Source organism: Parabacteroides goldsteinii (assembly GCF_020091425.1).
Lineage (GTDB): Bacteria > Bacteroidota > Bacteroidia > Bacteroidales > Tannerellaceae > Parabacteroides > Parabacteroides goldsteinii.
Genome location: NZ_CP081906.1, coordinates 1357426 through 1373320 on the forward strand (window position 1 = coordinate 1357426; position 15895 = coordinate 1373320).

The window sequence follows — 15895 nt, forward strand, 5'->3', positions numbered from 1 at the left end:
CCCTTCTTTATATTCTTTTTGCAAGATTACATTTTCTGTATAATTTCCATCCCCTTCTTGATGGCGGCTTCGTTCATCGGGATTAACTTGTGGTGACGTTCGGGCAGGGACTTCTTCAGACCCAGCAATACGTTTTCAAGTTTCACCATCGGAACGATCTTCAGCAGACCACCCAGGATAAGCATATTGAATGCTTTTTCATTCTTCATTTCGGTAGCTGCGTCCATAGCATCCACACGATAAACGCTGATATCCGTACGTTTCACCGGAGTATGGATTCCATATCCGTCATAGATCAGGATACCACCCGGTTTTACTTTGCTTTCGAACTTGTCCATGGAAGGCTGGTTCAGGATGATCGCGATATCGTATTCGTTCAGGATCGGAGAACTGATCGGGTCGTCGCTCAGGATAACGGTCACGTTAGCCGTACCGCCACGCTGTTCAGGCCCGTATGAAGGCATCCAGCTAACCTCTTTGCCTTCCATCAGTCCGGAATAAGCAAGTATCTTACCCATCGACAGAACACCTTGTCCACCAAAGCCTGCTATAATTATTTCTTGTTTCATGTCGTTTTTGTATTTACTTATTCTTTATTTTTTAGATCACCCAGCGGATAGAACGGGAACATGTTTTCCTCCATCCATTTGTTTGCTTTTTCAGGTGTCATCTTCCAACCGGATGAACAGGTGGAAACGAATTCGACAACTGACGTGCCTTTGCCTGCCATAGAGTTTTCGAAGGCTTTGCGAAGCATTTTCTTGGCTTTACGAACGGCGGCAGCTGTCTGTACGCTCTGGCGGGTAACCAGGCAGGTTCCTTCCAGCTGAGCCAGCAGATCACCGATCTTCAATGGGTAACCGTTCAGGGCGATGTTACGGCCGTATGGGCAAGTGGCTGTCGGCATACCTTCCAGTGTGGTAGGAGCCATCTGTCCGCCGGTCATACCATAGATGGCATTGTTCACGAATACGATCACAATGTTCTCACCGCGGTTGGCAGCATGGATGGTTTCGGCTGTACCGATAGCGGCCAGGTCGCCGTCACCCTGATAGGTGAAGACCATCTTTTCCGGATTCAGACGTTTGATGGCAGTAGCAATCGCCGGAGCACGTCCGTGAGCTGCTTCTTCCCAGTCTATATCCAGATAGTTATATGCGAAAACGGCGCAACCCACCGGGGAGACACCTATTGTTTTTTCTTCCATTCCCATTTCGGCGATCACTTCGGCGATCAGCTTATGTATCACACCGTGGCTGCAACCGGGACAGTAGTGCATGGGATTGTCGTTCATCAATTCCGGTTTTGTATAGACCAGATTCTCCGGTTTAATTATTTCGTTGAGTTCCATAATTGTTACTAAATTAACTAATAAATCTCAGTAGATATTGAACAAGTCTGAAGCATATGGCTGCTCCGCCGCAATAGAGAAATACGTGACGGTCGTCGACGGCAAAGTAGCAGATAATCGCTGCTGCCGCCAATACCATGAACAGGATTGTCAATATGCTGTCTGTTTTACTTCCGCGTGTCATCGATAATTCTTAATTTTCAATTCTCAATTATCAATTCCTTAAGCGCGTTCAGTACTTCATCCGGAGTGAACACGATACCACCCAGGCGGCCGAAGTGTTCAACCTTTACTTTTCCGTTTACAGCCAGGCGGATATCTTCCACCATCTGGCCGGCATTCAGTTCGACGGAAAGCATGCCTTTTACCTTTTCGGCATAATCGGCAATGGCTTTTTTCGGGAACGGCCACAGCGTGATCGGGCGCAACAGGCCGAGTTTGATACCTTCGGCACGTGCGATCTCCACAACTTTCTGACAAATACGTGCGGAAGAACCGAAGGCAACCAGCAGATATTCCGCATCGTCGCAATGGAACTCTTCGTAGCGTACTTCGTTTTCTTCAATCTTACGGTATTTAGCCTGGAAGCGGAGGTTGTTCTCTTCCATTTTGGCCGGGTCGAGCTCCAGTGAAGTGATCACGTTCGCTTTGCGGCTTTTCAGTTTGCCCTGTGCGGCCCACGGACATTCGGCGATGATTTCAGCTTCTGTCTTACGCGGACGGAAAGGAGGCATCACCACTTTTTCCATCATCTGGCCGATGATACCGTCGGCAAGGATAATAGCCGGATTGCAATATTTGAAGGCAAGGTCGAAACCCAGTCCGACAAAGTCTGCCATCTCCTGTACGGAAGAAGGGGCCAGGGTAATCAGGCGATAGTCACCGTGTCCGCCACCTTTCACAGTCTGGAAGTAGTCTGCCTGGCTTGGCTGGATTGTTCCCAGGCCGGGACCGCCACGCATGACGTTTACAATCAGACAAGGAAGTTCCGCCCCTGCAATATAGGAAACACCTTCCTGTTTCAGGCTGACGCCGGGGCTGGAAGATGAAGTCAATACACGTTTACCTGTTCCGGCACCGCCATACACCATATTGATCGCTGCCACTTCGCTTTCAGCTTGCAGTACTACCATACCGGTAGTTTCCCAGGGCATTTCAGCCATCAGGGTTTCCAGGATCTCCGATTGCGGAGTGATAGGGTATCCGAAGTATCCGTCGGCACCGTAGCGGATAGCTGCGTGGGCGATGGCTTCGTTCCCCTTCATTAATTTTATCTCTTCTGCCATATCTGTTTTATATTTTTACTTTGTAGATGGTTAAACAGCCGTCGGGACAAACCAATCCGCAACTGGCGCAACCGATGCAAGCATCCGGGTTTTTCATGTACACATAATGGTACCCTTTGTTGTTCACTTCACGCGGGTGTAATTCCAGAACATCGCTGGGGCAGGCAACTACACATAAGTTGCACCCTTTGCAGCGTTCCTGGTTTACAACGACCGCTCCTTTTATCTTTGCCATAGTATAACTAATTATGTTTTATGTCGTGTAGGTCGGCAAAGTTAAGAACTAATGTTGTAAAAACAAGGATTGTTTAGTTTTTTAATAGTCGTTAGCCTCTAATGATGACAGATAGCCAATGAATAGTAATGGCTGTCTGTCAAATTTCATCTGTAGACAGTCCGTAACGCTTCATTTTGTTAAACAACGTTTTCCGGCTGATAGCAAGAGCCTCGGCTGTCAGTGTCCGGTTGAAGTTGTGCTTCTTTAGGGCTTCCAGAATCAGTTCCTTTTCCATTTGCGCATTGATTTCGCGGATGCTTCCTCCGCTTCCGGCGATGGTTGCTTCTTCCGTCGAATCATATCCTTTTACCCGGTCGGGCAAATGTTCGGGGCGGATCGTGCCGTCCGTGCATAAGATCATGGCACTTTGCAGGGCGTTCTCCAGGTCACGCACATTGCCGGGCCAGTCGTAAGAGGAGAGTAGCTTTACCGCTTCGGGAGTGATAGACTGCACATCGAGGCTCAACGCCTGGTTGTATTTACGGATAAAGAAATTAGCCAGCAGGGGAATATCTTCTTTCCTTTCCCTGAGCGGGGGAAGGATCAGGGTAAATACATTCAGACGATACAACAGGTCGAGACGGAAATGTCCGCCTTTTACTTCATCGTCCAGATTACGGTTGGTGGCGGCTACGATACGCACATCTACCGGTATCGCTTTCTTTCCGCCGATTCGGGTGATCTTCCGCTCTTCCAGCACACGGAGCAATTTAACCTGTGCATCCAGGGGAAGTTCTCCCACTTCGTCGAGAAACAATGTCCCGCCGTTTGCCCGCTCGAAAGTACCCGCCTTTGCTTCTTTAGCATCGGTAAAGGCACCGCGTTCATGGCCGAATAGTTCGCTTTCCATCAATGTCAGGGGAATGGCGCCGCAGTTGATCGCAACGAAAGGACCGTTTGCCCGCAGGCTGTTGTGGTGGACGGCACGGGCGATCAGTTCTTTTCTTGTACCGCTCTCGCCGTGGATCAGGACGGTCGCATTGGTTTCCGCTACCCGCAGGACCTGTGCCATCACTTGTTTCAGTCCTGTGTTCTCGCCGATCACGTTGCTTCGTTTTTCCCCCAGTGTCTTTTTCAGGGTGGAGATTTCACCTTTCATGCGGCTGTGTTCGACGGCACGTTTGACGGTGAGTAATAATTTATCGTTGTCGAAAGGCTTTTCTATAAAGTCGTAAGCCCCTTTCTTCACAGCGTCGACGGCGAGGGAGATGGAACCGAAGGCTGTCACAAAAAGGACAACCTGGGTCGGGGAGATACGCCTGATCTCCTCCAATGCTTCCACACCGGTCAGTACCGGCATCTGCTGGTCCAGCAGAATAACGTCGGGCTGGAAGGAGAGGAGAGCCTCTACCGCCTCCCGTCCGTTTTCGACGGGCATTACATCATATCCTTCATCGGTCAGCAAACGGGCGATCATCTTGCGGATGCGCGGCTCGTCGTCGGCAACTACTATTTTTGCTTTCATATGCGTTGCGGTAATTTTATATTTATACAAGTGCCTTTGTCCGGCACGCTTTTTACTTCGATCTCGCCTTCATGGCGGTTGATGATACCGTAGCAGATGGCGAGCCCGAGTCCGGTCCCTTCTTCCTTGGTCGTGAAGAAGGGGTTGAATACATTCTCGATGTTCTTCTGTTCGATCCCCTTGCCGCTATCTTCAAATGAGATGATCAGGTAACGGGAATGGGTATTGATGGGAGTTCTCTTTTCTATACTTATTATTAATGTACGCGAGCGTTCCGGCGGATTCTTCCCCATCGCTTCGACGGCATTCAGGATGATATTCAGGAAAACCTGTTTCAGCTGTTCCGCATCCCCCTGGATGGTCGTGTTGTCTGTGAAGTATTCGAATTCCACCTCTACGTTTTGTTTGCGTAATGTATTGGTCACCAGCAGGAGCGTCTGGTTGATCAGCTGTTCAATATTTATATCGGACGTGTTCAGGTCGGACGGACGGGCGAAAGACAACAGACCTTGTACGATCTTGTTGATACGTTCCACTTCCGAGATCAGCTCCGTCACCATTTCGCTTTTTACTGGGTCGGCGCTGAAGTCTTTGCTCAGATATTGTATCGTGCTCCGGATGGCTGTCAGCGGGTTACGTATCTCATGGGCCGCCCCGGCTGCCAGTTCGCCGAGCGTTGCCAGGCGGTCGGTACGGTACATCTTTTTCAGACGTTCGGTCTGCTGCTCGTAAAGCGAAGCATGTTCGATGGCGAATGTAGCCTGGTTGATCAGGATGGAAAGCAGGTTCAGTTCCTGTTCGGTGAATGGGGCGCCATCGGTTTTCTTCCCTAAAAAGATCGTACCGTTGATCTGGTTCATGATCTTGAGGGGGAAGATCAGTTCGGCACCCAGTTGCCTGATTATTTCCTGTTCTTCGGGAGGAAAATAGGAGACGATATCCGGATGCCTGGAGATGATCAGGTGCTTTTCGTTGACAGACAGCCAGCTGATCAGCCGGCTGCGGTTGGTCAGCGTCACAGGCTTGTTCTTCGCTTCGTTCTGCAGTTTGAATTTGCCTGTGTTTTCATCCAGCAGGAAGATATAAACACTTTCTACCGGGCATATTTGCTTTACCTTGGCAACGATATTGCCGATCAGCAATGACTTGTCGACGATCAGAGTGAGCGACCGGTTAAACTCCGAGAGCAGCTGCTCCAGGTTCGGTTGCCTGGGTTGTTCGTCCTTCTTGAATAGTGGCATACTTTTTCTTGATCTTTGTGCAAAAGTACGCAAAATCGTATTAATTGAAACAATCGAACTTCGGTTTATCTCCCATCTCGAGCAACAACGTCCCTCCGGATACGATGGCAGCGAATGGTATTCGGGGTTGTTTCAGTTCTTTTCCGTTCAGATAAGCCTTTTGGATATAGATGTTTTCTTTTGAGTTGTTGCGGGCTTCGATCGTGAAAGTCTTCCCTTTATAATAACCGGGGTCCAGACGGATCGTTATTTTGTTGAATAGCGGGCTGCTCAGTTCCAGTTCCGGCTTCAGGGAAACTCCTCCGTTCATTTCGAACAGACCCAGTGCGCTCATCACGTACCAACCGCCCATCTGACCTTCATCCTCGTCGCCTTCCCAACCATGATAAGGGGTTGAGCCGTAGAAACTGTCCAGGATGGCACGCGACCATTTCTGGGCCAGCCAGGGTTTACCGGAATAGTTGAACAGGAACGGGGTACACATATTTACTTCGTTTCCCTGATTGATGTAAAACTCAGCCGACTGTCCTGTGGTACGGTCGAATACATGGGCGGCAAACTTATGCTTTTCCGATTTGATAAATCCCTCTTCCAGCCGGCTGTTGAAGAGGTCTTTCCCCAGGAAGTCTACCAGTCCGGGAATATCGTGCGGCACGTACCAGGAGTATTGCCAGCTGTTGCCTTCAATGAATCCCTTATTGGAGAACACATCGAAATCCGGGTCCCAGTTACCCAGGCTGTCACGCCGCATGACGAACTTTTTCTCCGGGTGGAATACGTTCTTATAATTCATCGAACGTGCCAGCAGCGCTTTTCCTTCTTTTTTCTTTCCGAGTGCCAGGGCCAGTTGGGAGACGCACCAGTCGTCGTACGCATAATCGAGTGTTTTGGAAACCACTCCCTTTTCCATCGGCATATAACCTTGTTTGATATAAACGTCCAGCAGAGGGTTGCCGCAGCTGCCTCCGCAGGGATGGTCGATACCTGTTTCCGTGACGTTTTTCAGCACGGCTTCATAGATCGCTTCACCGTCTTTGCGTATGCCTTTTTGATAGGTGGCAACCATCAGGGCTGTTTCGTGCGAACCTTCCATGATGCCGGAGTATTCCAGTCCGGCCGGCCCTTTGCTTGTCCATCCGGTATGTTTGAACATCTCCAGCTGGGTGGTTACCCAATCGTCCACGATGCGGGGGGAGATGATCGACCAGAGGCCGTTTAGATTCCAGAAACTGTTCCAGAAGGCATCGCCGCCATACATATTCCCGTGATCCAGTTGCTGTATGTTTTCACAAGCGTCTCTATATTGGCCGTTCACATCGTTCCATGTTTGTTTGCCGGCATAGGCACGATACAAGTTGGTGTAGAATTTTGTTTTGTCCACCTCGTTCGTTCCTTCTACTTCTATCCTGCCGAGCAGTTCGTTCCATTTGTTGCGGGTCTGGGCGACTACCCGGTCGAAGTCATATTGCAAGGGGGCGAGTTCGGTGTCCATATTCAGCCGTGCCTGTTCGATACTTACCAGCGATAAACCGGTTGAGACGGTTATGCTTTCTCCTTCGGTTGTGGAATAGATTGCGTAGGCTCCGATATCGTTCTTGCCGGCAATGGATTGTATGTCGTCTTTTTCTACTCCTTCGTTCCATCCGTTCAGTTGCGAGAAAGGTTTGCTGAAGCGGATGACGAAATGCAGTTTGTAGTTGTTCCAGTTACTCCACGGACCGGACTGGCAGTCGGCATATCCTTCGAGTTCGGTGTTGCTGACTCTGGTGATGCAGGCATCTTTCACATTGAAGCCGTAGTCCCATTCGGTCGGGAATAGGAGGTCTATCAGTATCCTGGATTCTTTTCTTTCGGGAAAAGTGTACCGGTGAATGCCGCAACGGGTGGTGGCCGATAGTTCCGCTTTTACCTCATGATCGTATAAATAGACGGAATAGTAACCGGGTGAGGCCTTTTCCGTTTCTTTCAGTATGCGTGAATGATAGCCGGCGTTTGCTCCTTTATAGGGAGAATCGGCCGAAGGGTTTGTCAGGGCCAGGTCGGCTGTGGTCGGCATGATCATCAGGCCACCCATCGTCCAGGCATGCAGATGGCTGAAACCGGAAACGCTATTGATGGCGTATTCGTATCCTCCCATCCAGACATTCCCCTGGTTATCCGGTCCGAGTTGCACCATACCGAACGGTTCTTGTGCGTAAGGCCCCAGCATCCACCGGGAGTTGGAAGTACCGATAAACATATCCACATAATCGACGGGTTCTTTCGGTTTTGCCGAAATGAGGGTGAAAGGGAGAGTCAGGAGAATTAAGATGTAACTGCTTATTTGTCTGCTATTCATGGTGTTGATCTATTAATTATTGTAAGGCAAAGGTATGTGTTTTCTTGTGTACAGGTATATAACTTTCTGCTGATTCGGTTGCATTATCTTATGATAGCGTGCAATTGGGTAAAATATTACCCACTTTGGGTAACGGCTTTCCCTTTTACCCAAGAGGGAAATAATTACCCATCCGGGTAACCGGTGGAAATACAACCGGTTGCAGTTTTGGCACGCCATTTGCCTTATTATAGGCAGGTAAAACAATAAATAATGACAATTGGGTAACCTGTTACCCGAAAGAACTTAATTCGATATAGTATGAAAAGAAATTTACTGGTATCACTGTTGATGGGATTCGCTTTGGCAGGGCATGCGGAGACGGAGAATCTCCGGCAGATCACCTATGATGAAGCGATTCACATTGCTTTGGGAGAGAGCTATACGGTGAAATATTACAAGGAAGATATGGACGCAACCCGTTACTCTTACCTTTACACAAAAGCACAATTCAAGCCGTTGCTGAACTTTGACTTCTTTACTCCTTCATGGACGGAAAGCCTGACGGAGATTTCGCAGGCCGACGGTCTGCCGGTCTACAACTCTACCGGTTCGTTGCAAGTGGGCGGTAACCTGAACTTTACATATGTCTTGCCTACCGGCGGTAATTTCGCCCTGAGTTCCAAGATGTACTGGGAGAATTACCGGACTACACTTTCGCAGCGGGATTATGAAGAGCTGGAACGCGACCAGGTGTACAGCCGTTTCGCCCTCTCTTTCAACCAACCCATCTTTACCGCCAATAAACTGAAGGAAAACATGAAAGTGGCCGAACTCGATTATAAGAAGAGTACCTGCTATTTCACCCGTATCCAGATGGATATTGTCTATAATGTAACGGAGAGTTTCTATACTGTATATAAACTGGCCTACGAACATAAAATCAATCAGGACCGCCTGGTCAACTCCCGTGAAGCCTACCGTATCACCAAATTGAAACAGGAGACGGGCAACCTTCCCGAAGGTGAAATGCTGATCGCCGAGATTACCGTCGCACAAGACGAAGCCCGTGTGATGGAAAGCGAAGGCAAGCTCGCCGCCGCCAAAGACCAGTTCAAGCTACTTATCGGCCTTGACCTCAAAGAAGAGATCGACCTGAAAGCGGATATGGAGTTCGAAGCCTTCATCGTCGACATGCAACTGGCCATCGACGAGGCTTTGCGTAACCGCATGGAAATAAAGGAAGACAACCTCGATATCGAACTTCAGGCCATCGAAGTGAAGCGTGCCAAACGGGAACGGGAATTTAAAGGAAACATTTCCGCCTATTATGATTTCACCGGATTGAGTACACGCGGAGATGGAACTGTCGGTCAACTGGTCGGCTCATCCTTTGATAACATGCGCGACCGTCCGGCTAACCGGGGAATCGCCCTGACCGTCTCTTATCCGCTTCTGGACTGGGGACGTGCCAAAAACCAGGTACGCCGCGAGCAAGTCCGCCTGAAACAGCGCGAATTGAATCTCGACAATACCAAGCGGACTATCGAACAGGAAATTCGCGAGATCGTCCGTAGCGTGTATGAAGCGGAGAAGCGTTACCGCATCAACCGCCGGAACCAGGAAGTGGCGATACAGAGTTACCGTATCAGCCAGATGCGTTTTGAGAACGGCGATATGACGAGCCAGGAACTTTCTATCGAACAGGAGCGCCTTTCGCAGGTGCAGCTTGCCTATATCGACAGTTATATCACCTATCGTCTCTCGGTGGCCGACCTGAACCGGAAGACCATGTATGACTTCGAACATAACCGCAGTTTTCTGCCGGAGAAAGGATAGAAACCAGATTCGCTTAGTATTCTGGTTCATAGTAGATTGCAGTTTCATTGCTGTTCCTGCTTGTGAAACAAAAGTTTCTCCTGCATGAAACTTTAGTTTCTTCGGCGCAAAACTTTAGTTTCCTCCTGACAAAACTAAAGTTTTCATAGCGGGAAACTGAAACGCCTTCGGGAGCAAATTAGAATGATAACATAATAAATAAGAACAGATGAACAAACACATGAAAAGTTTTATTGCGGTATTGCTGGCCATCCTTCTGATGCCCTTTACCGTCCGGGCACAGGAAGACAGCGAGGCAGCCTTGTTGCTCGACCTGAAAAAGACCCGTGCCGATTACGAAGTGGCCAAACAGAAGTATGAGAACGACACGAAGCTGTATAATGAAAAAGCCATTTCAGCCAACGATTTCAACCGTTCGAAGAATGAGCTGCTGAGTAAGGAAGTCGATTATCAGAAACTGATCCTGAAGCTGATCTCCCAGCAGAGTTACATAACGGTGGAACGTGCGGTGAAGTATCAGGACCAGCGGGGCGAACGCAAGGTGAAGATCACCCTGAAAAGTGCCCTCGAAGGGAACGAAGAGTATCTGAGCCAGTTCAAGGAACACTTCGATGTGTTCACGCCTGAGATGCGTTCCGGTAAGATATATAATATATATGTATCTTTGGTGGATAATGAGTCGAAAACGATCATCGGTTCGCCGTATGAGTTTCGTGTCCCTTCCATCGAGTTGGGGAAGGTGGCGACGGCCGATTTCGAATTGCTGAAAGATGCGGAGAACCTGACCGTTTCGCTGAACTACAACAACCGGAAGGATGAAAAGAATATCTATCTGAAAAAAGATGCCAGTGTGAACGTGATCGACATATCCTCCATGCAGTTCAGCCAGGAAGCTGATCTGAGCAGCAAAGCGACTTACGATCTGACACTTGAGCGCTTCTCCACTTCGGATGATGTCTACCGCCTGGAAGTGCTTGACCTGCCGCGCCAGATCAGTTACGACTTTACCGACGGAGAAAGTAAGGTGACGCAGATCAAATTTGCGCAGGGTGTAAACATAAAGAAGTTATCTTTGCAGGTCTATTTGCCGGATCGCGACGACCAGCAGGTAGTGATCGATAAGCCGATAAAGTTCCAGGTGCAGACCGTAACGGCGTCGAACGGCGAGAAGGCCGGAAGCGAGAACCTGGAGATTATCCCCCGCGGAAAAGGAAAGATCGAAGTGCGTGCAAACAATCTCTACCACGAAACGACCGTCGGCAAAGAAGTGGTTATGGACGTAACAGTCCGCAACGGTGGAACCCGCCGCCTGGATAACATCAAGCTGACAACAGAGAAGCCTCTCGGATGGGATACCCGTATCGAACCGGATGTAATCAGCAGCCTGGAACCGGAAAAGGAATTAACGGTAAAAGTAACCATCATCCCGCCATCAGACGGTGGAGTAGGTGCCCAGGAAGTGAAGATCAAAACGGAAGCAATGGCCGACAACCGCAAGGTAGATACGGAAGACAAGACAGTCCGCATCCAGGTAAATGCTTCGACTTCTGTCTTCGGCACCATCTTCCTGATCCTGTTGCTGGTTGGCTTTATCGGGGGAATCGTTTGGTTCGGGATGAAGCTTAGCAAAAGATAGTTACTTTTCCCTTGATGGAAAAGTAACCAAAAGATCAAGGCTGCACCGGCTTCACTGCTACGGAAGAAGACTACGCTGTCGCATCTGAACTCGCTTCGCTCAAACAGCAGATGCTCCTGAAGCTTCGTCTTCTTCCTTCGCGGACGTTCATCCGCTGATGCCTTTCATAGAACGCGTTGCGTTCTTTGGGGATTGCCGACACCGACACCTATATAACAGGCAGTGTCGGCCATCCCCGGAGGAAGTGAAACTTCCTAAAAAGGCATCAGCTGGCGAGCGTAAAGCGCAGCAGCCGGAGTGAGCGTTCGGAGCATCCGCTGTTTGAGCGAAGCGAGTTCGGAGGCGACAGCGAACGTAGGATGCGGAGTAGCGAGGCAGATGTAGCCTTGAACTTTTGATTACTTTTCTTTCAAGAGAAAAGTAATAACGAAAATAAGAATAATAACAATTGAAATTAAAGCATAAACACCATGTTACAAGCAATCGATTTGACAAAGAGATATGAAGACGGCAATCTGGCCCTTGATGCCTTGAACCTAGAGATCAAACCGGGCGAAATATTTTTCCTGCTGGGAGCAAACGGGGCAGGGAAGACCACTTCTATCAATATCTTCCTCAACTTCATCGAACCCACTTCGGGCCATGCCCTGATCGACGGTATCGACGTTATGGAAAAACCGTTGGAAACCAAGAAGCATGTCGCTTTCGTTTCCGAGAATGTAATGCTCTACGGCAACTTCACCGCCCGTCAGAACCTCGACTTCTTTGCCCGCCTGGGCGGTAAGACGAACCTGACGAAAGACGATTACTATAACGTCATGCGTCGTGTCGGCCTGCAGGAAGAAGCCTTCGAACGCAAGCTGAAAACCTTCTCCAAAGGTATGCGTCAGAAGGTCGGACTGGCCATCGCCATCATCAAAGATGCCGACAACATCGTCATGGACGAGCCGACCACCGGACTCGACCCCAAGAGTGCCGCCGAACTGATGCAGATACTGATTAACCTCCGTAACGCCGGCAAGAGTATCCTGATGTGTACCCACGACCTGTTCCGTGCCAAGGCAGTGGCCGACCGTGTCGGTATCATGAAAGAAGGCCGCCTGGTGATGCTCCGTAGCCGTGAAGAGTTCCTCCAGGACGACCTCGAGCGTATCTATCTGGATTATATGCAGGAAGCTATTTTGGAATAAGAGTATAAACCATTAATAATAAGTAATATGATTTGGTTAATAGCAAAGAAAGATTTCCTGCTGAACTTGTTGTCGGTCAGGTTTATTATAGGGTTTGTACTGTGCCTGCTGGTGATACCGTTCACGGTGATCGTCAGTGTGGAGAATTATCAGAACCAGGTCCGTGTCTTTAAGATCGAACAGGCAAAGGCGGATAAGGAAATGAAAGAGAGCCGCGTATGGTCACATGTTCGTCCTACTGTTATACAGGTGCCGGAGCCGCTGAGTATCTTTAGTACGGGTATTATCGGTGATGTCGGCAATAAGGTGAAGGTTTCTTTCTGGGAATATCCGCTGTTTCCCGAAGGGCATACTCTTACCCGCGACAACCCTTCGTTGAATGCCTTCTTCTCGATAGACTTTTCGAAAGTGGTCGCTATTCTTATCTCGTTGCTGGCACTCGTCTTTTCGTATGATGCCATTACCCGTGAACGGGAAGACGGGACGATGAAGCTGACCTTTACCGGACAGGTGAGCCGTATCTCCTTCCTGATGGGTAAGTTATTGGGATTGTTGCTGACGTTACTGCCTATTTTGCTGTTCTGTTATCTGCTGGCCTGCCTGATCATTGTGGTTAATCCGGCGATTTCCCTTTCAGCATCCGACTGGGGCGGCTTGTCGCTGCTTTTCCTGACTTCCGTCATTTATATGATGGTATTCCTTTTGTTGGGAATGTTTATTTCCAGTCGGGTGACGCATTCGTCTTCGTCTATTATTATCAGCTTGCTGTGCTGGATATGGTTCCTTTTCCTGATGCCTAATATTGCGACTTATCTGGCACAAAGTATTTCGAAAGCGCCTTTATACGATAATGTACAGGCAACCATGAGAAATTATGACGAGGCTTTTCATAAAGAATATATGGAGGAATGGCCGCGTGCGTCCCAAAGGGTCAATATGAAATATTTGAGTTATAATAATTGTACCGGTGACGGACCTGAATATCTTGAATTGGCCGGAGGCCCGAAAGAGACCCCTTTATTCCATCAGCAGATGCAGATTTGGGCAACTCCTCTCATGCTGAATAATGCGGATAAGAAATGGACTTTGCAGCGGAACTATCTGGACGGACTGGTGCGTCAGCAACGGTTGCAACAAGCCATCGCCTGGTTGTCGCCCTCCGAATTGTTCGACCAGACAACGGATGCTTTATGCCGTACCGATGCGGGTAGCTTCCTTAAATATATGGAAAGTTTGCGTAAATACCGGGAGAACGTCATTACCTATTTCAAGGATCATAAGCTGTTTGAGTCTACTGCTTACTTTACTGCCCAATCTTTGGATGAATTCCCTACACAGGCAGAAATTGACTTGGGAGGCGAAGAGGTGTGGAAGAAATATGACAGAAGTAATTCTGAATTTCCGTATCTGGATACCAGCGGTGTTCCCCTCTATGTTCCTCAACCGATCACACTTTCGGCTACGTTGGGTGCTGCGCTGGGACGTTTATGTGCCCTGTTGGGATTGGTGATCGTATTGTTGGTCGGGACAATCGTGTCGTTTATGAAATATGATGTCAGATAATAAATAATTACAGTTATGTTTACAACTTTATATATACGTGAATTGCAGAACTATTTGTATAGCCTGCGCTTTCAGGTTTCTTTTGTAATTGTTGTGCTGGTGTTTACGTTGGGTAGTGTTTCATTTGCTTCTTCTTTTAAGGATATGCATGATAACTATACCAAATATAGCGTAGCACAGCAGGAAGCAATAGGCAAACAAGCCGAAAATATCTCAAAAGTAGCGACAGCAAGGAACAGCTTTATCATCTCTCCGCGCGAAAACAGCGTGATTGCGGATTGTAAGGAAAGCTATTTACCTAACCGTATTACCTACAGTGCTTATAATGTGTTTGATTATTCGGTACGCCATGATAGCAATAATCCTCTTCTGATCCGTACGGATAGTTTGAGTTGGTCGTTTATCGTTTCCATGTTCCTGAGTTTTATTACGCTGCTTTTTGCTTTTGATGCCATTTCAGGGGAAAAAGAGGAGAGGACGCTGGCTTTGGTCTTTTCAAATGCCGTACCCCGGCGCACCTTCTTGTGCAGTAAGCTTTTGAGTATTATAACAGTGATAGGAGTCATGGAACTGGTCGGTATCATAATCAGTCTGATTATCCTGGCTGTTTCCGGTCAGGTGCAGTTGAACAGTAGCTTTCTGATAGAGACTGCCGGGTTTATACTGATCAGCCTTTTGTTCATCACTACGTTTGCCGTATTCGGTTTGCTGTCGTCGGTGGTGACGCGCTACTCCAATATCAGTTTGCTTATCTCGCTTTGTTTCTGGTTGTTTGCTGCGGTGGTCATTCCTAATACGTCTGTATTCTGGGCAAAGACGCTGTTCAGCATACCGACATCGGACGAAGTGGCTCAGAAGCGCCAGGAGGCATCCAATGATATTAACCGGAATGCACCGGAAGGAAGCTGGTCGTCCAATGGTATGGATGCATTTTATCCCCGGCATGAGTTGCGTGCACGAAACCAGAGCAATCTGATGAATAGCGATAAGAAGTATAATGATGCCTATTACCTGCAACAGTTCCGTCAGTTTGAGCAGACCCGTAATTTCACGCTGTTGTCACCGATCGCGCAGTTCGATTATATGAATGAAGCGTTTCTGGGAGGTGGTTACCTGCGTTTTCAGAAGAACTGGAATGATCTGCATGCTTTCCAGGAACAGTTCTTACAGTGGTTCAAAGACGTCGATGCCAAGGATGACGATAGCCCTCACTGGTATAATCCTTATGAAGATTATTCCACCAGTAAGAAACCTGTAGCCGTCGATCAGATTCCGCAATACCAGGAACAGATCGCCTCTTTCGGGCAACGCATCGAATTCATCGGCGGTTATATGATTGCTATGATAGTTATGATTGCTGTTTTGTTTATGGCTTGCTTTTATTTCTTTACAAGATACGATGTACGGTGATAACTGTCTAAATTTTGTACATCACTGTCTAATTATTGGACAGAATGGGAATTTAGTGATAAATATATATGTTTGATAAATAGATGTTTGTGTGTTTTGGCACGCTGTTTGCACTATAAACGGCGTTGCCGGACATACTGTAAAGTAAAACCGGGCAGCTGTCCGTTATTGGACAGGTTATTATTTATAAAATAGGTAGTTATCAGATAGATACACTTATGGCATGCTATTTGCCATGAATTAGGTAAAAAGATAAACAATACTAATAAGATGTGTGTTTTCAACATGAAGGGAGCAACTCTGGCGAACTGCTCCCTTTT

At 48.2% G+C, this 15895-nt stretch carries 13 protein-coding genes; 5 read left to right on the forward strand and 8 right to left on the reverse strand.

What is annotated here, in order from left to right; genetic code table 11:
• Nucleotides 1-26: 26 nt before the first annotated feature.
• From K6V26_RS06620 to K6V26_RS06655, 8 genes are all read right to left on the reverse strand, one after another.
• A complete protein-coding gene (locus K6V26_RS06620) occupies nt 27-569 on the reverse strand; it encodes a 2-oxoacid:acceptor oxidoreductase family protein (protein ID WP_007653275.1) in 543 nt (180 codons plus the stop codon).
• 17 nt (nt 570-586) lie between these two features.
• The gene (locus tag K6V26_RS06625) at nt 587-1351 is read right to left on the reverse strand and encodes a thiamine pyrophosphate-dependent enzyme (RefSeq protein WP_007653276.1); all 765 of its coding nucleotides are present in this window, start codon (nt 1349-1351) and stop codon (nt 587-589) included.
• A gap of 13 nt (nt 1352-1364) precedes the next feature.
• Nucleotides 1365-1535, reverse strand: a complete 171-nt coding sequence (locus K6V26_RS06630; RefSeq protein WP_016213001.1) for a hypothetical protein — start codon at nt 1533-1535, stop codon at nt 1365-1367.
• Nucleotides 1536-1551: 16 nt separating this feature from the next.
• Entirely contained in the window at nt 1552-2637 is a 1086-nt protein-coding gene (locus K6V26_RS06635) for a 3-methyl-2-oxobutanoate dehydrogenase subunit VorB (protein ID WP_007653279.1), read from the reverse strand.
• A 7-nt stretch (nt 2638-2644) separates the two neighbouring features.
• Nucleotides 2645-2872 carry a 4Fe-4S dicluster domain-containing protein gene (locus tag K6V26_RS06640; protein WP_007653280.1) on the reverse strand — a complete coding sequence of 76 codons (228 nt, stop codon included), beginning with the start codon at nt 2870-2872 and terminating at the stop codon, nt 2645-2647.
• A gap of 139 nt (nt 2873-3011) precedes the next feature.
• Nucleotides 3012-4379 (reverse strand): sigma-54-dependent transcriptional regulator, encoded by a 1368-nt coding sequence (locus K6V26_RS06645; RefSeq protein ID WP_224264895.1) that lies wholly within the window; start codon nt 4377-4379, stop codon nt 3012-3014.
• On the reverse strand, nt 4376-5620 hold the full coding sequence (locus K6V26_RS06650; RefSeq protein WP_224264896.1) for a GAF domain-containing sensor histidine kinase: 1245 nt from the start codon (nt 5618-5620) through the stop codon (nt 4376-4378). The genes K6V26_RS06645 and K6V26_RS06650 overlap by 4 nt, the downstream gene beginning before the upstream one ends.
• A 40-nt stretch (nt 5621-5660) precedes the next feature.
• Nucleotides 5661-7958 carry a GH92 family glycosyl hydrolase gene (locus K6V26_RS06655; protein WP_224264897.1) on the reverse strand — a complete coding sequence of 766 codons (2298 nt, stop codon included), beginning with the start codon at nt 7956-7958 and terminating at the stop codon, nt 5661-5663.
• 300 nt (nt 7959-8258) lie between these two features.
• Between K6V26_RS06655 and K6V26_RS06660 the strand changes: the two genes are divergently transcribed.
• The 5 genes from K6V26_RS06660 (at nt 8259) to K6V26_RS06680 (ending at nt 15575) form a co-directional block, all read left to right on the forward strand.
• Nucleotides 8259-9776: a TolC family protein gene (locus tag K6V26_RS06660; protein WP_007653296.1), complete on the forward strand. Its 1518-nt coding sequence runs from the start codon at nt 8259-8261 to the stop codon at nt 9774-9776.
• 220 nt (nt 9777-9996) lie between these two features.
• The gene (locus K6V26_RS06665) at nt 9997-11412 is read left to right on the forward strand and encodes an NEW3 domain-containing protein (protein ID WP_224264898.1); all 1416 of its coding nucleotides are present in this window, start codon (nt 9997-9999) and stop codon (nt 11410-11412) included.
• Nucleotides 11413-11882: 470 nt separating this feature from the next.
• Nucleotides 11883-12602 (forward strand): ABC transporter ATP-binding protein, encoded by a 720-nt coding sequence (locus K6V26_RS06670; protein WP_007653298.1) that lies wholly within the window; start codon nt 11883-11885, stop codon nt 12600-12602.
• Between the two features lie 27 nt (nt 12603-12629).
• Nucleotides 12630-14165: an ABC transporter permease subunit gene (locus tag K6V26_RS06675; RefSeq protein WP_007653299.1), complete on the forward strand. Its 1536-nt coding sequence runs from the start codon at nt 12630-12632 to the stop codon at nt 14163-14165.
• Nucleotides 14166-14180: 15 nt separating this feature from the next.
• The gene (locus tag K6V26_RS06680; protein ID WP_224264899.1) at nt 14181-15575 is read left to right on the forward strand and encodes an ABC transporter permease; all 1395 of its coding nucleotides are present in this window, start codon (nt 14181-14183) and stop codon (nt 15573-15575) included.
• Nucleotides 15576-15895: the final 320 nt, after the last annotated feature.